Annotated in this window: 19 protein-coding genes; 8 read left to right on the forward strand and 11 right to left on the reverse strand. The window is 61.7% G+C overall.

Annotated features, from left to right (window positions below; all coding sequences use genetic code 11):
• Nucleotides 1-41: 41 nt before the first annotated feature.
• The 4 genes from ACF8R3_RS06610 (at nt 42) to ACF8R3_RS06625 (ending at nt 2,373) form a co-directional block, all read left to right on the forward strand.
• Complete coding sequence (locus ACF8R3_RS06610; protein ID WP_196186602.1) at nt 42-746, forward strand: SDR family oxidoreductase; 705 nt, start codon at nt 42-44, stop codon at nt 744-746.
• Between the two features lie 59 nt (nt 747-805).
• The gene (locus tag ACF8R3_RS06615) at nt 806-1,048 is read left to right on the forward strand and encodes a hypothetical protein (protein ID WP_058637293.1); all 243 of its coding nucleotides are present in this window, start codon (nt 806-808) and stop codon (nt 1,046-1,048) included.
• A complete protein-coding gene (gene xth, locus ACF8R3_RS06620) occupies nt 1,045-1,848 on the forward strand; it encodes an exodeoxyribonuclease III (protein WP_392515276.1) in 804 nt (267 codons plus the stop codon). The genes ACF8R3_RS06615 and xth overlap by 4 nt, the downstream gene beginning before the upstream one ends.
• Nucleotides 1,849-2,145: 297 nt before the next feature.
• Entirely contained in the window at nt 2,146-2,373 is a 228-nt protein-coding gene (locus tag ACF8R3_RS06625; RefSeq protein WP_182139522.1) for a hypothetical protein, read from the forward strand.
• Nucleotides 2,374-2,390: 17 nt separating this feature from the next.
• Here ACF8R3_RS06625 and ACF8R3_RS06630 read toward each other — a convergent pair whose 3' ends face one another.
• The 8 genes from ACF8R3_RS06630 to ACF8R3_RS06665 form a co-directional block, all read right to left on the reverse strand.
• On the reverse strand, nt 2,391-3,404 hold the full coding sequence (locus tag ACF8R3_RS06630; RefSeq protein WP_392515278.1) for a UV damage endonuclease UvsE: 1,014 nt from the start codon (nt 3,402-3,404) through the stop codon (nt 2,391-2,393).
• 27 nt (nt 3,405-3,431) lie between these two features.
• Nucleotides 3,432-5,624, reverse strand: coding sequence for a xanthine dehydrogenase family protein molybdopterin-binding subunit (locus ACF8R3_RS06635; RefSeq protein WP_392515280.1), 2,193 nt, complete (start codon nt 5,622-5,624; stop codon nt 3,432-3,434).
• Nucleotides 5,621-6,622, reverse strand: coding sequence for an FAD binding domain-containing protein (locus tag ACF8R3_RS06640; protein WP_392515282.1), 1,002 nt, complete (start codon nt 6,620-6,622; stop codon nt 5,621-5,623). Before ACF8R3_RS06640 ends, ACF8R3_RS06635 begins: the two co-directional genes overlap by 4 nt.
• Nucleotides 6,619-7,125, reverse strand: a complete 507-nt coding sequence (locus ACF8R3_RS06645) for a (2Fe-2S)-binding protein (protein WP_058603931.1) — start codon at nt 7,123-7,125, stop codon at nt 6,619-6,621. Before ACF8R3_RS06645 ends, ACF8R3_RS06640 begins: the two co-directional genes overlap by 4 nt.
• A gap of 97 nt (nt 7,126-7,222) precedes the next feature.
• On the reverse strand, nt 7,223-9,010 hold the full coding sequence (locus ACF8R3_RS06650) for a thiamine pyrophosphate-requiring protein (RefSeq protein ID WP_392515284.1): 1,788 nt from the start codon (nt 9,008-9,010) through the stop codon (nt 7,223-7,225).
• A 107-nt stretch (nt 9,011-9,117) separates the two neighbouring features.
• Entirely contained in the window at nt 9,118-9,498 is a 381-nt protein-coding gene (locus ACF8R3_RS06655) for a termination factor Rho (protein ID WP_078478732.1), read from the reverse strand.
• 84 nt (nt 9,499-9,582) lie between these two features.
• The gene (locus ACF8R3_RS06660; protein WP_326383914.1) at nt 9,583-11,061 is read right to left on the reverse strand and encodes an MFS transporter; all 1,479 of its coding nucleotides are present in this window, start codon (nt 11,059-11,061) and stop codon (nt 9,583-9,585) included.
• Nucleotides 11,062-11,173: 112 nt separating this feature from the next.
• Nucleotides 11,174-11,623 (reverse strand): hypothetical protein, encoded by a 450-nt coding sequence (locus tag ACF8R3_RS06665; RefSeq protein ID WP_392515286.1) that lies wholly within the window; start codon nt 11,621-11,623, stop codon nt 11,174-11,176.
• Nucleotides 11,624-11,921: 298 nt separating this feature from the next.
• On the opposite strand from ACF8R3_RS06665, the gene ACF8R3_RS06670 reads away from it, so the two are divergent.
• Nucleotides 11,922-12,209 (forward strand): general stress protein, encoded by a 288-nt coding sequence (locus tag ACF8R3_RS06670; protein WP_196186195.1) that lies wholly within the window; start codon nt 11,922-11,924, stop codon nt 12,207-12,209.
• A 60-nt stretch (nt 12,210-12,269) separates the two neighbouring features.
• Complete coding sequence (locus ACF8R3_RS06675) at nt 12,270-13,148, forward strand: manganese catalase family protein (protein ID WP_392515288.1); 879 nt, start codon at nt 12,270-12,272, stop codon at nt 13,146-13,148.
• A gap of 60 nt (nt 13,149-13,208) precedes the next feature.
• Here ACF8R3_RS06675 and ACF8R3_RS06680 read toward each other — a convergent pair whose 3' ends face one another.
• From ACF8R3_RS06680 to ACF8R3_RS06690, 3 genes are all read right to left on the reverse strand, one after another.
• The gene (locus ACF8R3_RS06680) at nt 13,209-14,333 is read right to left on the reverse strand and encodes a mechanosensitive ion channel family protein (protein ID WP_392515290.1); all 1,125 of its coding nucleotides are present in this window, start codon (nt 14,331-14,333) and stop codon (nt 13,209-13,211) included.
• Nucleotides 14,334-14,538: 205 nt separating this feature from the next.
• The gene (locus tag ACF8R3_RS06685; protein ID WP_058603938.1) at nt 14,539-14,922 is read right to left on the reverse strand and encodes a low affinity iron permease family protein; all 384 of its coding nucleotides are present in this window, start codon (nt 14,920-14,922) and stop codon (nt 14,539-14,541) included.
• Between the two features lie 64 nt (nt 14,923-14,986).
• Complete coding sequence (locus ACF8R3_RS06690) at nt 14,987-15,136, reverse strand: hypothetical protein (RefSeq protein ID WP_392515292.1); 150 nt, start codon at nt 15,134-15,136, stop codon at nt 14,987-14,989.
• Between the two features lie 129 nt (nt 15,137-15,265).
• Between ACF8R3_RS06690 and ACF8R3_RS06695 the strand changes: the two genes are divergently transcribed.
• Nucleotides 15,266-15,979: a DUF72 domain-containing protein gene (locus tag ACF8R3_RS06695; RefSeq protein ID WP_392515294.1), complete on the forward strand. Its 714-nt coding sequence runs from the start codon at nt 15,266-15,268 to the stop codon at nt 15,977-15,979.
• Between the two features lie 73 nt (nt 15,980-16,052).
• On the forward strand, nt 16,053-16,277 hold the full coding sequence (locus ACF8R3_RS06700; protein WP_058637279.1) for a hypothetical protein: 225 nt from the start codon (nt 16,053-16,055) through the stop codon (nt 16,275-16,277).
• Nucleotides 16,278-16,293: the final 16 nt, after the last annotated feature.

Below are 16,293 nucleotides of genomic sequence, written 5' to 3' on the forward strand. Positions count from 1 at the left end.
TGAGCCCTGTACCTACTCGATGACCCATCACAGGAGGCAGCATGACAATCGAAAAGGTTGCAATCATCACCGCAGGCGGCAGCGGCATGGGCGCGGCGGCAGCCAGGCGTCTGGCCGCCGATGGCTACAAGGTCGCGATTCTTTCCTCCTCTGGCAAGGGCGAGGCCTTGGCCAGGACGCTGGGCGGGCTGGGCGTGACGGGTAGCAATCAGTGCACGGAGGACCTTGAGCGCTTGGTCGATGAGGTCATGCAGCGGTGGGGCCGCATCGACGTGCTGGTCAACAGCGCGGGCCACGGACCTCGGGGGCCGGTGCTGGAGCTGAGCGACGCCGACTGGCATGCCGGCATGGACACCTACCTGCTCAACGTCATCCGGCCCACACGCCTGGTCACGCCAGTGATGCAGCGCCAGGGCGGCGGGGTCATCGTGAATATCTCCAGTGCCTGGGCCTTCGAACCCAGCGATTTGTTTCCCACATCCGCCGTGATGCGTGCCGGACTGGCTGCGTTCAGCAAACTCTTCGCGGACACTTACGCACGTGACAATGTGCGCATGAACAACGTGCTGCCGGGTTGGATCGACAGCTTGCCGGCCACCGAGCAGCGTCGCGACAGCGTGCCGCTCAAGCGCTATGGCAGTAGCGACGAAATCGCCGCCACGGTCGCGTTTCTGGCCAGTGATGGCGCCGCCTACATCACCGGGCAGAATATCCGGGTCGACGGGGGCCTGACCCGAAGCGTCTGAGTTGAACGATGCGCTCAAGGCAGGCTCACAAACCCAAAGGGTTTCTCAGGAGCAGTGTGATGAGTATCGAACGCAGTATCCCTGAACTTGCGGCCTGGTACGCTCAGTACGACGACATCAGCTACCGCCGTGAGTCGCCCGATGCCTACCACCACGAACTGGTGCGTACCGCCGAAGCGTTGCGTGACGATGGCATCATCGATTGGGACGATTGGCTGGCGCTCAAGGCCTTGGCCGACCAGGCGCATGTGCATGCCCTCGAAGATGCCGTGCACGCCCATGTGATCGACCCTGACACATGAAAGCGCTGAGGATCGCCACGTTCAACATCAACGGCATTCGCAGCCGACTGCCAGCACTGCTGGCCTGGCTCGAACGTGAAAAGCCCGATGTGGTCTGCCTTCAGGAGCTCAAGGCACCCGACCAACAGTTCCCGGGTAGGGCCCTGGAGGCCGCTGGCTACGGTTGCCTGCACCTGGGCCAGCCTGCCTGGAACGGGGTGGCGATCCTGGCGCGCGACAGCGAGCCGCTCGAGGTACGGCGAGGCTTGCCGGGCATGGAGGACGACACCCAGAGCCGCTACTTGGAGGCAGCGGTACAGGGTGTGTTGGTCGGGTGTTTGTACCTGCCCAATGGCAACCCGCAACCAGGGCCGAAGTTCGACTACAAGCTGCGTTGGTTCGAGTGCCTGATCGAGCATGCCCGGCAGTTGCAGGGCAGTGGTCACCCCACCGTCCTGGCTGGGGACTTCAATGTCGTGCCCACGGACCTTGATATCTACGACCCCAAGTCCTGGCGCAAGGATGCTCTGCTGCAACCCGAATCGCGCGATTGCTTCGAGCGCTTGCTGGCCAACGGCTGGATCGACGCCATCCGGCACCTGCATCCGCAACAACAGGTATTTACGTTCTGGGACTACTTCCGCAACCACTGGGCACGTAATGCGGGCCTGCGCATAGACCACTTGCTGCTCAACCGGGATTTGGCGCCATACCTGAAACGAGCCGGCGTCGATGCCTGGGTGCGCAATGAACCCAAGGCCAGTGACCATGCTCCGACCTGGATCGAGCTGGGGAGTCGGCGTAGCCGCAAGTCAGCTTGAGCCAGTTAGTCAGGATGGGTGCTGTCCCTATCTCTGGGCTATGAGGTTTCGAGTGGGAGCGGCCCTTGTGCCGCGACGGGGCGCGAAGCGGCCCCAGGATTTCAGCTTTGCCGCTGACGTTGCCGGGGCCGCTTCGCGGCCCGTCGCGGCACAAGGGCCGCTCCGACGAGGAGATTGCTAGCTTGGGGACGTAATCACGTCATCTACGTATTCGACTTCATGATCGACGTAAACACGCATGAGCCTACTTGATGCTTTCTCTTAGCATGACTAATACTAAGGAACGGCCGATGAGGGATGATCATGCAGATGCGCTTCGTTGTGGTTCCAGCTGTACCGCAAACCAAAGAATGGCTGCCACGGCGACTCGGCTTTCCATCTTCGTTGGGGGAGGGCTACGACCTGTACGACACTCAGGACAAGGTCAGGCTGAGTCTAAACCTGCCGACTCGCGCACAAGCTGAATACGAGTGCAGCTGTCGTAACGGCTGCGAAGTGGCCGATGACCTGACCAGAAGCGGCTGAGGGCACGCCCGGGCCGATCAAGCCAGGTAGTCGTCGAAGAACTCCAGCGTGGCCAGGTTCTTGTCCTTGCATTCGAACATGATGTCGAACCTGTCCAGAAACTGCAGCGCGTAGCGGTTCGTCCAGCGGTTCCACATGCGAGCGCTGTGGGCATACAGGTCGCGTTTGTTCACCTGTTCCAGCAACTCATCGATCACCAGCTTGCGATCAGGGTCGAAACCCAGCGCCTGCAGATGTTCCGGGGGCTGAGAATAGTGCATGGTCGGGCGTACCTCTCGCCAGCTCTCGATCACCCGCTCCACTCGCCCATCGTTCGGGTCGATGTAGTCACCCTCATGGATCCAGCAATGGTGGATATCCAGCACCACCGGCGCCAGGTCCGCCAGCGCCAGACAGTCGTCGAGCCCATAGGTCTTCTCGTCGTTCTCGAAGGTGATCACGTTGCGGGCCACATCGGACAGGCGCGGCCATACGGTGCGAATACCCGCACCGCCCAGCCGGCCGGCAATGTGCACATTGCATTTGAAGTCCTGGAAGACCTGTCCGTAGCCCATCATGCGGATCATGTCGGCATGGTATTCGAACTCGGCCAAGCTGTTGTCCACCACATCGGGGCGGTCTGAGCCCAGCACGCAATACTGCCCAGGGTGAAACGACAGGCGTATCTCCCGGGCGCGTGCGAAAGCGCCGATGGCGGCGAAACGTTCGGTCATCAGCGCTTGGAAATCCGCCTCGCGGTACACGTGGGCCACGCTAGGGTGGCTGTACAGCGGTAGCAGGTCGCTGCTCAGGCGCAGCATGCGCAGCGCCTGGGGCAGCTGGGCCACGTAGTCGAGCAAGCGCAGCTGGGCCTGGAGATTGTGTTCAACCAGTTCCAGCAACTTGTTCCGGGCCGCCTCGCGGGAGGCGCCCGAGACCCAGCGCAGCGTCGTGCTGCGCGGGTTGAACGTCCGCTCGATGTTCTCCAGCTCCTTGACCGACAAGCTGCGGTGGGGGTGCCGGTACATGCAGGCGAAACCCAGGCGTGGCATGCAAATACTCCAGAGGGCTGGGCCCGTTTACAGCAGTTTGTCCAAGGTGATCGGGAACTCGCGTACCCGCTTGCCCGTGGCATGGTAAATGGCATTGGCCACGGCCGCGGCTACCCCCACCACGCCAATCTCGCCTACCCCTTTGGAACCCAGCTCGTTGACGACATCATCATGCTCTTCGACGAAGACCACCTCGATATCGCCAATGTCGGCGTTCACCGGTACGTGGTACTCGGCCAGATTGTGGTTGAGAATGCGGCCCAGTGCATGGTCGGTCTGGGTTTCTTCGTGTAGTGCCATGCCGATGCCCCACACCACGCCCCCCAGAATCTGGCTGCGCGCTGTCTTGGGGTTGACGACCCTGCCTGCCGCTACCGCACTGACTACGCGGTTGACGCGCACGGTGCCCAGGTCTTCGACCACCGATACCTCGACGAACACCGCCGAATGGGTGGCCGTGGAGTAGGGCTTGCGCTTGTCGTCTGGGCCCGCCTCTACCTGCACCTCGAAGCAGGCCTGCTGGGCACTGGGCAGCAGGTCGGCAAGGGCGAAGCAATGCTCACCGGCGCTCACCTGGCCACCTGCAATCACGAACGCGGAATCGTCCACGCTGGCCAGGCTCGGGAGCTGTTGCCTGGCCTGCTCGACAACCTGCTTGCGCAGCTCCAGGCAAGCTTTGCGGACGGCAGAGCCGACGGAAGACACGGTGAATGACCCGCCTTGCAAAGGCGCCTTGGGCAAGGAGGAATCGCCCAGCAGGAACGTCACATCGGCCATGTCGAGGCCCGCGGCGTCGGCAGCGATCTGCGTCATGACGGTATAGGTGCCAGTGCCAATGTCGGTGGTGGCACTGCTGACGGTCAGGTGCCCGTCGCAGCCCAGGCGCGCCTTGGCGCTGGCTTGCATTTGCATGGCTTCCCATACACCACCGGCCATGCCCCAGCCTATGCGCTGGTTGCCGTCACGCATCGAGCCGGGCGTAGCCTGACGCTTGTGCCAACCGAAACGCTCGGCCCCTTGCGCGTAACAGGCCAGCAGTTCCTTGCTCGAGTAAGGCTTGCCCTCGTTGCCGTTGTGGCTGGCAAAGTTGCGTCGCCGTAACTCGACCGGGTCCAGTCCGGCTGCGCAGGCCAATTCGTCCATGGCGCACTCCAGCGCCAGCACGCCTGAACCTGCACCCGGCGCGCGCATGTCCAACGGGGTGTAGACGTCCAATGGCGCCAGGCGGTAACTCAACGCAACGTTGTCGCACTGGTACAGCATGCCGCTCCACTCGACGACGTGTTCGGCAAAGTCTTCAAAACGTGACGTCTGGCCAATGGCATCGTGACCAATGGCAGACAGGCGGCCTTGCGCATCGGCCGCCAGGCGCAGGCGCTGCTGTGTGCGTGGGCGGTAGCCAAAGGTAAACATCTGCTGACGGGTCAAGGTCACTCGAACCGAGCGCATCAGGTGCAGGGCAGCCATGACCGCCAGGGGCAGCTGATACTGCGGACGCAGGCCCGAACCGAAGGCGCCACCGACGAAGGCTGCCTTGACGCGCACTTTATCCTTGGGCAGGCCAAAGACGTTGTGCACGTATTCCTGGCAATTTTGCGTACCTTGGGTTTTGTCATGAATGACCAGGCTACCATCGAGTTGGTAGCACACGGTGGAGGCGTGGGGCTCCATCGGGTTGTGGTGCTCGTTGGCCGTCCAGTAGGTGGCGTCCACGCGGGTAGGGGCACTGGCGTACTGGCCTGGGAAATCTCCACGGGGCTCAGGTGTTTCAGCCGGCGCATCGTGCGCTTGACCCAGCACCTTCTCAAGGTCGGACTCATGGCTTTCCTGGCTGTAGTGGATCTCGACCAGCGAACCTGCATGACGGGCGATTTCCAGCGTCTGTGCTACGACCAGTGCAACGGGCTGGCCGCTGTAGAACACGCGGTCGTTGAACAACGGTCTGAAGGGCGAGCCCTCGGCTGCATCATCGTCGCTGTAGTCATCGTCGTAGCTGGAAATACGCGGACGGTTGATGTGGTCCAGCACCGCCACCACGCCTGGTACCTGCAGCGCTTTCTCGCTGTTGACCTTGACCACCCGGCCACGGGCGATGGTGCTGGAAACGACGCTGCCGTGCAGCAGGCCTTCTTCCGGGTAATCGGCGGCATAGCGCGCCTGCCCAGTGACCTTGGCCGCGCCGTCGACGCGGTCCGCTGGGGTTCCTACTACTTTGCTCATTGTGCGTCCCCCTCGAAGCTGCCGCCGGCGGCGGCCTCGTTCAATGCCCGAATGATGGCTTGTTGAGCCAGCTGCACCTTGAAGCCGTTCTGGCTCAGGGGCTGCGCCCCTTGCAGCAGGGCAGTGGCCGCTTGGGTGAACAGCTCGGTGCTGGGCGCCTGGCCTTGCAAAATGGCTTCGACAGCTTCGTTGCGCCATGGCTTGTGGGCCACGCCACCCAGGGCGATGCGGGCCTCTTGAATTATCCCGTTTTCGATGCGCAGGGCAGCGGCAACCGATACCAGCGCGAAGGCGTAGGAGGCTCGATCACGCACCTTCACATAGCGGAAATGTTCGGCAAATCCTTGGTCGGGCAGCTCGATGGCGGTAATCAGCTCATCAGGTGCCAAGTGGTTGTCCTGCTGCGGCGTATCGCCGGGCAGACGATGGAACTCGGCGAACGGAATCTGGCGTTTGGCGGCAGGCCCTTGCACATGCACCACGGCCTTCAGGGCAGCCAGTGCCACGCACATGTCCGAAGGATGAGTCGCCACGCACGCCTCGCTGGCGCCGAGAATCGCATGAATGCGATTCAAGCCGCTGCGTGCTGGGCAACCGCTGCCGGGTTCACGTTTGTTGCAAGGCGTACCGGTGTCGTAGAAGTAGTAGCAGCGCGTACGTTGCAACAGGTTGCCGCCGGTGCTTGCCATGTTGCGCAGCTGCGGCGATGCACCGGCCAGGATCGCTTGCGACAGCAATGGGTAGCGCTGGCGGATGAGCGGGTCCCACGCCAGGTCCGCGTTGCTGACCAATGCGCCGATCACCACACCGCCCGCGTCGCTGGGTTCGATGCGGTTGAGTTCCAGCCCTGTGATGTCAATCAGTCGCTCGGGCCGCTCGACATTTTCCTTCATCAAGTCGACCAGGTTGGTCCCGCCTGCAATGAAGCGCGAGGACGCATCGGTCAGGCGCAGCGCCTCTTCCACCGAGGCCGGCTTGTGGTAGCTGAAAGGGGTCATGTGCGCGCCCTCTTGATCAGCGGCAGGGCCTGCTCGACGGCGGCTACGATGTTGCTGTAGGCGCCGCAGCGGCACAGGTTGCCGCTCATCTGCTCGCGGATGTCGGCACGGGTATGGGCGTGTCCTTCATTGGCCAGGCCCACGGCCGAGCAGATCTGGCCAGGTGTGCAGTAACCGCACTGGAAGGCATCCTGGCTGATGAATGCCTGCTGCATGGGGTGCAGTTGGTCACCCTCGGCCAGGCCTTCGATGGTGACGAGGTCGGCACCTTCGCACATTACCGCCAGGGTCAGGCAAGCGTTCACCCGGCGGCCATCGCGCAGCACGGTACAGGCCCCGCATTGGCCATGGTCGCAACCTTTCTTGGTGCCCACCAGGTCCAGCTGCTCACGCAGCAAGTCGAGCAGGGTGGTCCAGGGTTGTACCGTCAGGGCCTGGGGTTGGCCATTGAGGGTGAAGTTCAGGGTCTGCTGTGCAGTGCCCTGTTCAGGGAGTGCAGTCATGGTAGGTCCTCACGGTTCGATTGCGCACAGTGGGCTGTGTCTATGGAGTGCGACTGGTCAGGCGCCCGGAACGTTCATCCCAAGCGCCAGGCCCTTGTCATTTCTTGGCAGGCAGTACCGCGCTCAGCACCTGCTTGGCGGTCTGCACGATCACGCCGGCCTCATCCGGGTCACCCTTGAGCAAGGTGGTTGCGAACTTCCTGGCCTGCTCGAGTTTCAGGTGCGGTGGCAGTGGCGCTACGTTGGGGTCAGTCTTGAACTCGATCAGCACCGGGCGATCAGCTGCCAGTGCGCGCTCCCAGGCGGGGGCGACATCTTCCTCGCGCTCGACGTAGATGCCCTCAAGACCAATCGAAATGGCGAACAAGTGATAAGGCACGTCAGGTATCGATTGAGAGGCTTCGAACTTCGGATCGCCCTCCATCACGCGCTGCTCCCAGGTCACCTGATTGAGGTCTTCGTTGTTGAACACCGCGCAGATCCACGTGGGGCTTTCCCACTGCTGCCAGTATTTGGCCACGGTGATCAGTTCGGCGAGGTTGTTCATCTGCATGGCGCCGTCGCCCACCAGGGCGATCACTGGCCGGGTCGGGTGGGCGAACTTGGCAGCAATGGCGTAAGGTACGGCCGCGCCCATGCAGGCCAGGCCGCCCGACAAGGAGCACTGCATCCCCTCACGGATCATCAGGTCGCGGGCGTACCAGTTGGCGCACGAACCCGAATCACTGGATATGATCGCCAGATCTGGCAGGCGCGGGGATAGCTCGTGCACCACTCGCTGCGGGTTGATCGGGTCGGCCTTGACCAGCGCACGTTTGCTCAATGTCTTGTCCCAGCTTGCGCGCCATTTCTCGATTTTCTTGCGCCAGCTGTGGTCTGGACGCGTGTGCAGCAATGGAAGTAATGCCTGCAACGTCTGCGCGGCGTCACCGACCAGGTTCACCTCCATGGGATAGCGCAGGCTGAGCATGTCTGGCTGCAGGTCGATTTGAACGCCGCGCGCCTGACCTTCCTTGGGCAGAAATTCGGAATACGGGAAGCCAGAACCAATCATCAGCAACGTGTCGCATTCGGCCATCAGTTTATAACTCGGCTCGGTCCCCAGCAGGCCGATGGCGCCCGTTACCCACGGCAGTTCATCGGGCAGAACGCCTTTGCCAAGCAGGGCCTTGGCAACGCCGGCACCCAGTTGCTCAGCCACGGCGGCTACCTCTTTGCTGGCCCCCAGCGCGCCGGCCCCGACCAGGATGGCGACCTTGCGTCCTGCATTGAGCACATCAGCGGCGCGCTGTAAGTCGGCATCGAAGGGGACTACCTTAGGTTTGCTGTAACCAACGCCCGAATGCACGGTGCCATGGGCACGGGGCGGGTCTTCGTAGGACAGGTCCTGCAGGTCGTTGGGCAGGATCACGGCCGTCACGCGTCGCTCTCCAACGGCTGTGCGTACGGCGCGGTCCACCAGATGACGTACCTGTTGCGGCGTGGATGCCTGCTGCACAAACGCACCGGCGACGTCCTTGAACATCGAGACCAGGTCCAGCTCCTGCTGGTAATGACCGCCCAGGGCGGCACGCGCTTGCTGGCCCACGATCGCCAGGACCGGCTGATGGTCCATGCGCGCGTCGTACAGGCCGGTGAGCAGGTGCGAGGCACCCGGCCCGGACGTGGCGATGCACACGCCCAACTCGCCGGTGAACTTGGCGTGGGCACTGGCCATGAAGGCGGCCATCTCTTCGTGCCGGGCCTGGATGAATTGGATCTTGCCGCCCGCGCGGTTCAGGGCGCCGAACACACCGTTGATTCCGTCGCCTGGGTAACCAAAGATGCGGCGTACGCCCCATTGGTATAGCCGTGCGATCAGAAAATCGCCTACAGTGTCGCTCATCGTCTTCTCCTGCCGCGTCTCGGATAAGTTCTGGACTTGGCAGGGAAGACTAAAGTTTCAACGGACTTGAAGCGGTTCAGCTGACCGGGATAAACAGCCCTTGCAGATCAACCGTGCTTGCGCAGCGCTTCGATCAACTCGGCCTTGGTCATGGTCGAGCGGCCCTTGATGTCCTTGTTGCGCGCCTCCTTGAGCAGGCTCTCCTTGGTCTGGGATTCCAGCGAGGCAGAGCTGTTGCGCGGGTGTCCCTCGCGGGACTTGGCGGCTCGCTTGGCAGAGTCGCTGCGTGCAGTTTTCTTGTCGGTGCTGCTCGTCTTGCTACCGGAGCCACCTTTCTTGTCGCCCCCGCCGGATTGCTTGTTCACCGTGGCCCAGGCCCGCGCCTCGGCCTTGTCCTTGGGCAAACCCTTGTCCTCATAGCTTTGCTCGATGTGCTCGGCTTTGCGCTTTTGCTCTTGGGTGTACTTGTCCTTGTCGCCGCGTGCCATGGTGGTCGCTCCTCATTGGATGGGTATTAGGGTTGAAGGCCAGCACACGCTCGAGTGCCGATGGGCGGACGGACGGCGGGCCCTTTAATCGGCGGATTCCACCTGAGATAGGGGGCGGGCGACGTGCTCCAGTGACCGGCGCTCTGCGGCTACCCCGTAAACGGCCTGGACGACTGCTGCTGCCAGCATGAGCGCAGCGCCGAGCAGGTACCCATACCAGACTTGGGTACGCTCGCCCGATTCGATCAAGGCACCGAACAACGTCGGCCCCACCATGCCACCCAGCCCCGTGCCGAATGCATAGAACACGGCAATGGCCAGGGCACGGATCTCCAGCGGGAAGGTTTCTGCCACCGTGAGGTAAGCAGAGCTGGCCGCGGCCGAGGCAAAGAAGAAGATGACCATCCACGCGATCGTTTGCTCGACGGCATTGATCATCCCCTGTTCGAACAGATAGCCGCTCAGGGTCAGCAATACGCCCGACAGGGCATAGGTGGTGCTGATCATGATGCGCCGCCCTAACACATCGAACAGCCGCCCGAGCAACAAAGGGCCACAGAAGTTGCCGAGCGCGAACGGCAGGACATACCAGCCAACGCTGGAGGAGGGCACATCGTAGAAGTCGGTCAGCACCAGGGCGTAGGTGAAGAAGATGGCGTTGTAAAAAAAGGCCTGCGCCGTGAGCAGCGTCAGGCCTACCATGGCCCGGCGCCTGTGGACGACGAACAGGCTGTGAAATACCTCGGCCAAAGGCGTGTGGTGCCTGGCTCGCAATTGCAGGGGCGGGCTGTCAAGTGCAGGCAGTGCCAAGCCTTGATCGCGGCACCTGCGCTCGATGTCGGCCACAATGCGTTCAGCCGCCTCGGGTTGATTGTGGATCATCAGCCAGCGCGGGCTTTCCGGCACCCACAGCCGCATGAGCATGATCAGCAGGCCCAACGCAGCGCCAATGCCAAAGCATAGGCGCCATCCAAGATCACCGTGCGCCATCGAAGGGTTCAGCAGCACGATGGCACCCACTGCACCCAGCGCAGCGCCTAGCCAGAACGTACCGTTGATGGTCAGGTCGACCCAGCCACGGTAGCGCGCTGGAGTGAACTCCTGGATGGTTGAGTTGATAGCGGTATATTCCCCACCGATGCCCGCGCCTGTGAGAAAGCGAAAGACCATTAAGCTCCACAGGTTCCAGGAAAATGCCGTGGCAGCGGTGGCGCCGATGTAGAGCGCCAGGGTGATGAAAAACAGCTTGCGCCGACCCAGGCGGTCGGTCAGCCAGCCGAAAAAGAGCGCGCCGAGCACTGCCCCGGCGATATAGATGGCACCAGCCAGGCCGACATCGCGGTTGCTCATGGCCAGGGCAGGGCTGTCCTTCAAGGCGCCGGCCAACGACCCGGCAAGGGTGACTTCCAGACCGTCCAGTAGCCAGGTGATGCCAAGCGCTACCACCAGCAACGTGTGAAATCGTGTCCATGGCAGTCGATCGAGGCGGGCGGGGATATCCGTGTCGTAGAACCGCTGGTCGTGACTACTGGCGTGTGTGTCGTGTCTGGATTCAGTCGCCACGTCAGCCTCAAGTCTGTTGTAGCTGTCGTTTGAAGGAAGGGCTGCACAGCAGCCCTTGTATTCCACGTGTCAGGCTTGGTTAGCCATAGCGCGAGTCACATGCACCGGATGATCAGCTACCACCACCCGAGCCGCCTGCGCCGCCGGCACCGCTACCTGAGCCGCCGCTCCCGGTCCCGCTGCCCATACCGGTACCGCCGCTGCCGCCCATGTCGCCTCTACCGCCCATGTCGCCACTCCCGGTGCCGCCCATGCCCGAGCCGCTCCCGGTGCCGCCGGCGCCCGTGTTCGCCCCATTACCGGTACCGGTACCCGAGCCGGGAGCAGTGCCATCGCCCCCCGTGGCGTCGGTGCCGTTGCTGCCGGTGCCGCTTCCGGTGCCCATGCCATCGCCCGGGGTGCCAGAACCGGTGGCGCCGCTGTTGCCATTCATGATGCCGTGATCGCCCGATTGCATGCTGGGGGTGTGTTGATCATTCATGTTGGTTGCTGCCATGACCACCGGCGCAGATGCGCCCAGGCAGAGCGCAAGCAGCAGGGAGGAAGGTTTTAGCATTGTCATGATGAAGCTCCTTTTATGAGGTGTCCTCGTAGTGTTCGTCAGGTTGGACTGCCGGCCGTGCCCGGTAATCGACGAACGGGCTTAGCTGAGCCCGTAACTACTGGCACGACAGTCATTTGTCCGCCTTCGTCCTGAGTGCACCTCAACATTGCGACAAGCTCAAGGGTCCCAAACGCTCGACCAACAGTGCTTCGCGCAATTCGTCAGGCTGGAGTGAATTGCTTTGACCAGCCGCCGTTTGCTGCGGGTCACCCATGAACACAGACCAACCTGTGTGAACACATGAGAGATGAACATCATGGCTAGCAATGACGACAAGCATGCAAACCAAGGCGGCAGCTCCAACACCAATCCAGGCAACTTTGCCAATGACCGAGAGAAAGCGTCCCAGGCAGGTCACAAGGGAGGCCAGGCATCAGGCGGTGATTTCGCCAACGACCGTGAGAAAGCGTCCGAAGCGGGCCGTAAAGGTGGGCAGGCCTCCGGAGGCAACTTCGCCAATGATCCGCAGAAAGCCGCTGAGGCGGGCCGCGAAGGCGGCAAGAACAGCCACGGCGGTGGCCGCTCGAGCGATGAGAATCGTTGATCAACGTTAAACCGACCGGTGTAGCGCCCGCTGCTTCGGCACGATGATGAGGATTTACCGATGTTCATGCACAACAAACGTCTGCAGTACACCGTCCGTGTCTCCCAGCCCAACCCTGGGCTTGCGAACCTGTTGCTCGAACAGTTTGGCGGGCCTCAGGGTGAGCTTGCCGCCGCGATGCGCTATTTCACCCAGGCCGTAACCGAGGATGACCCAGGGCGCAAGGACATGTTGTTCGATATCGCCACCGAAGAACTCAGCCATCTCGAGATCATCGGATCGATCGTGGTGATGCTCAACAAAGCTGCCAAAGGCCGTCTGGCCGAAGGGGTGGAAGCCGAGGGTGAACTGTATCGATCACTCACCGGCGCGGGTAACGACTCGCATGTCACCAGCCTTTTGTATGGGGGTGGCGCTGCGCTGGTGAACTCTGGTGGCATTCCCTGGACCGCTGCCTACATCGACACCATTGGAGAGCCGACGGCAGATCTGCGCTCGAACATTGCCGCCGAGGCCCGCGCCAAGATCGTGTATGAGCGTCTGATCAACGTGACCGATGACCCCGGCATCAAGGATGCGCTCGGTTTTCTGATGAGCCGAGAAATTGCCCATCAGATGTCTTTCGAGAAAGCGCTGCATTCCATCCAACCTAACTTCCCGCAGGGCAAAATGCCGGGTGATCCCGAGTTCAACCGCACCTACTTCAACATGTCCCACGGCGGGGAGGTGCGCGGCTCATGGAACGAAGGCCAGGATTGGGTCTACGTGGATCAGCCGCAACCGGCCGTCGATGGCGGTAATGGTATGGCGTCGGTGGAGCTCGATGGGGCCAGTGCAGACGCAGTGGAGGCCATGAAGCTGAGAACCCAGTCCAATCCCGACCTGCAGCCAATGACCGGTGCCGAATTGGGCAAGGTCAATGGTGATGAGCCTATATGAACCGGCAGGGCAGCGGACCGTCGGGTCCGCTGCTACGTTCAAGCGTTACATGTCACGCGTTCACGCCCCCCGCATACCCATGTTGTCTCGCCCTTGCGCATGCACGTTCGCCTCCTGCGGCAACGCCGTGACCTTGATGGCCCGCACCGGTACGGCGAACTTGGCGCCGATTTTCGAGAACCGCTCAAGCAGTTTGAAGTTGATGGCCTGCTGGATGTCCATGTACAGGTTGTAGCCTGGGTCCTGCACGATGTAGACGCATTCGAACTCCAGCGCCTCCTTGCCGAAGCCACGCAAGTGCGCTCGGTCGAAGCGTGCTTGGGCTTGAGCCTTGATCGCTTCCTCGACGATCCCGGGCGCCTTCTTCACCGCCTCGGTAGGCGTATCGTAGGACAGACCAAATTCGAACACGATGCGACGTTCTTGCAGGCGCTTGTAGTTCTGGATGGTGCTGCTGATCATGCTGGCATTGGCCATGACGATCTGCTCGCCGCCCAGGCTGCGGATGCGCGTGGTTTTCAGGCCAACATGCTCGACGGTGCCGGCCAGGGGGCCAATGACGATGAAGTCACCTACCTCGAACGGTTTGTCCACGGCGATGGACAGCGATGCGAACAGGTCACCCAGAATGTTCTGCACAGCCAGAGCGACCGCAATACCGCCCACACCCAAGCTGGCGACGAAGGCGGTGATGTTCACGCCCAGGTTCGACAGCATGGCCAGTAGCACGATCGACCACAACAGCACCCGCGCACCCCAGGCCGACAACGTGGCCAGGGCACTGCTCTGCTGGGAACCGTCCGGGTTGTGACGGGTGAAGTAGCGATCCAGGCCCAGGCCGATGGCACGGTTGGCCCACAGGCCGATCTGCAGCGCTGCGACGACGAACCAGAGGCTGCCAACCCGGCTCAACCAACGCTCCGGCAGGTCGAGCATGCTCAACCCCACCAGCAGCGAAGCCAGAAACAGCAGCGAGTTGCTGGTGCCTGACAGGACCTTCTCTACCACGTGGCTCAAGGCCCCGGAATGCGAGGACCAGTGCTTGACGCGCCGCTGTACGAAACTGATGGCTGCCCTGGCGACCAGGAACGTCAGTGTGGCCACAGTGACTGCGAGTAACAGGTTGAGAATGGAGATACCGAAGAACGTGGTATCGGTGAACAGTGTGATGATGCGATCGCTCATGAAGGCTTGCCTCCTCTAGCAAAGGTTTCGAGGTGTCAGGCGTCGAGCAAAACAATTGCCCTGCGAATGGTTATCGGATGATCCGTGCACGTCGATCCTGGACAGATGAACTGTGCGGGTCGGGTAGGGGCCCGTGCGCGTGTAGGCCATTGATTGGTCCACGGTGGACAACAAGTGGGGCCCGGTCCAGCGATGCGCTGGCACATCATGGCTGCGGCGCGTTGTCTTCAAGCGGTGTGCCGGTACGTGCGGCCAGTGCACGGTATTCCTTGCGCAGCTCGCGCAGGGTCTTGCTGTCCATGGCCTCCAGGTCCAGCACCGAACGTTGCGCCGATTGAGTGGCGCGGATCAGCTCGTCGAGCTTGACGTGAATGATGTCGTTGTCTCGGTTCTGGGTATTCTGGATCAGAAACACCATCAGGAAGGTGATGATGGTGGTCGAGGTGTTGATGATCAGTTGCCAGGTATCGTTGTAGTGGAACCATGGGCCGGAAACCGCCCACATGATGATGAGCACGATGGCCATCAAGAACGTGCTGGGGCGGCCGGCCTGGTTGGATAGCCACTGACAGAACTGCGCGAACTTCATCGGATCCCTCCTGGTGATTGCAGCGTTTCAGGTGACGCAGTGTGCGCCGCCAAGTGTGTAAGGGTCAGCCGTCAGATTGCTCTTCGGGTGGTACCTGGCCTTCCGGCCATTCGGGAGCCGGTTCGGTGGGTTCCTGCTCAGGTGCTTCAATGAGATCACCCGGATTGTGCGGTACGTTGTCCACATAGGGGTCTGGTTGAGTGGGGGTGGTCATGGTGGATTCCTCTTGGGATGTGCTGCGTTAGTGGCCAGCCTGTTGCCAGGTGTTCCATCGAATCTGCCAAGTGGAACGCCTGGACACTCAAGCGACTCCACCATCGAGTGAGGTCAAGGGGCTACTGAGATGATCTACCTAGGCTGTGCAGGCTGGAGCCTGCCCAAGGAGCATGCTCTGGCTTTTCCCGAAGCAGGCAGCCATCTGGAGCGCTACGCCGCGCGCCTGAGTGCTGTGGAAATCAACAGTTCGTTCTACCGGCCCCATCGCCCGCAGACCTATGCGCGCTGGGCCGCATCGACGCCTGAGGACTTTCGCTTCTCGGTCAAGGTGCCCAAGGCGATCACCCATGAAATGCGTCTGCACAGGTGTGAAACGGCGCTGGACAGCTTTCTGGCCCAATGCGGGGAGTTGGGAGAGAAGTTGGGCTGCTTGCTCGTCCAGTTACCACCGTCGCTAGGGTTTGACGAAGCTGTAGTCAGGCGCTTTTTCGAAGCACTGCGGTGCAGGTTCGACAAGCCAGTAGTCGTCGAACCTCGGCATGAGACATGGCGTTCAGCTCAACAGCTGCTGATCGACCTTCAGGTAGGGCAGGTGGGGGCAAGCCCCTCCAGATTCGAGCTAGACGGCCAGCCCTCTGGCTGGTCAGGCATAGCGTATTGGCGGCTGCACGGCGTACCGGTGATGTATCGGAGCGCTTATACCGATCAATGCCTACGGCAACTTGCCGTCCAATTGAAACGCGCCCATGCCCAAGGGGCGATCACTTGGTGCATCTTTGACAACACGGCCAGTGGCGCCGCTGTCGGCGATGGGTTGTCGGTTCGCAGTTACCTGGGCTGAGCGAAGCGGATCAAACTTTTCCCCAGCGTTGCGCTCTGCTCATAAAGACACCCTGTTCACGTAGGAGATGCTCATGAAAGACACTCACACCCACACCGGCGACAAAGTTCCGCGTCCGATTTCTTCAGAGGAAGCGCAAAAAGGCGAGCAGTCACCTGATCCTGTGTTGGAACGCCCTGATCCGGCCACCGAGGCCATCGACAAGGCTATCACCCCGACTTCCATCAAGGAGCTGGAGGAGCAGACCCGGGCGATCGAGCAGCAGACTGAAAACGTGGAGAAGCGCTTGAATCGTTAAGCGATGGGGTCGTTTT

The organism is Pseudomonas sp. FYR_7 (assembly GCF_043106155.1).
In the GTDB taxonomy this organism is placed as follows: Bacteria; Pseudomonadota; Gammaproteobacteria; order Pseudomonadales; family Pseudomonadaceae; genus Aquipseudomonas; species Aquipseudomonas parafulva_B.

What these genes read in the sequence shown, in the direction of transcription:
- ACF8R3_RS06690 (WP_392515292.1), bottom strand. Translation starts at nt 15,136, where the DNA reads ATGACCACCCCCACTCAACCAGACCCCTATGTGGACAACGTACCGCAC.
- ACF8R3_RS06665 (WP_392515286.1), bottom strand. Translation starts at nt 11,623, where the DNA reads ATGACAATGCTAAAACCTTCCTCCCTGCTGCTTGCGCTCTGCCTGGGC.
- ACF8R3_RS06615 (WP_058637293.1), top strand. Translation starts at nt 806, where the DNA reads ATGAGTATCGAACGCAGTATCCCTGAACTTGCGGCCTGGTACGCTCAG.
- ACF8R3_RS06635 (WP_392515280.1), bottom strand. Translation starts at nt 5,624, where the DNA reads ATGAGCAAAGTAGTAGGAACCCCAGCGGACCGCGTCGACGGCGCGGCC.
- ACF8R3_RS06680 (WP_392515290.1), bottom strand. Translation starts at nt 14,333, where the DNA reads ATGAGCGATCGCATCATCACACTGTTCACCGATACCACGTTCTTCGGT.
- ACF8R3_RS06650 (WP_392515284.1), bottom strand. Translation starts at nt 9,010, where the DNA reads ATGAGCGACACTGTAGGCGATTTTCTGATCGCACGGCTATACCAATGG.
- ACF8R3_RS06630 (WP_392515278.1), bottom strand. Translation starts at nt 3,404, where the DNA reads ATGCCACGCCTGGGTTTCGCCTGCATGTACCGGCACCCCCACCGCAGC.
- ACF8R3_RS06645 (WP_058603931.1), bottom strand. Translation starts at nt 7,125, where the DNA reads ATGACTGCACTCCCTGAACAGGGCACTGCACAGCAGACCCTGAACTTC.
- ACF8R3_RS06695 (WP_392515294.1), top strand. Translation starts at nt 15,266, where the DNA reads ATGATCTACCTAGGCTGTGCAGGCTGGAGCCTGCCCAAGGAGCATGCT.
- ACF8R3_RS06610 (WP_196186602.1), top strand. Translation starts at nt 42, where the DNA reads ATGACAATCGAAAAGGTTGCAATCATCACCGCAGGCGGCAGCGGCATG.
- ACF8R3_RS06675 (WP_392515288.1), top strand. Translation starts at nt 12,270, where the DNA reads ATGTTCATGCACAACAAACGTCTGCAGTACACCGTCCGTGTCTCCCAG.
- ACF8R3_RS06670 (WP_196186195.1), top strand. Translation starts at nt 11,922, where the DNA reads ATGGCTAGCAATGACGACAAGCATGCAAACCAAGGCGGCAGCTCCAAC.
- ACF8R3_RS06685 (WP_058603938.1), bottom strand. Translation starts at nt 14,922, where the DNA reads ATGAAGTTCGCGCAGTTCTGTCAGTGGCTATCCAACCAGGCCGGCCGC.
- ACF8R3_RS06625 (WP_182139522.1), top strand. Translation starts at nt 2,146, where the DNA reads ATGATCATGCAGATGCGCTTCGTTGTGGTTCCAGCTGTACCGCAAACC.
- ACF8R3_RS06655 (WP_078478732.1), bottom strand. Translation starts at nt 9,498, where the DNA reads ATGGCACGCGGCGACAAGGACAAGTACACCCAAGAGCAAAAGCGCAAA.
- xth (WP_392515276.1), top strand. Translation starts at nt 1,045, where the DNA reads ATGAAAGCGCTGAGGATCGCCACGTTCAACATCAACGGCATTCGCAGC.
- ACF8R3_RS06640 (WP_392515282.1), bottom strand. Translation starts at nt 6,622, where the DNA reads ATGACCCCTTTCAGCTACCACAAGCCGGCCTCGGTGGAAGAGGCGCTG.
- ACF8R3_RS06700 (WP_058637279.1), top strand. Translation starts at nt 16,053, where the DNA reads ATGAAAGACACTCACACCCACACCGGCGACAAAGTTCCGCGTCCGATT.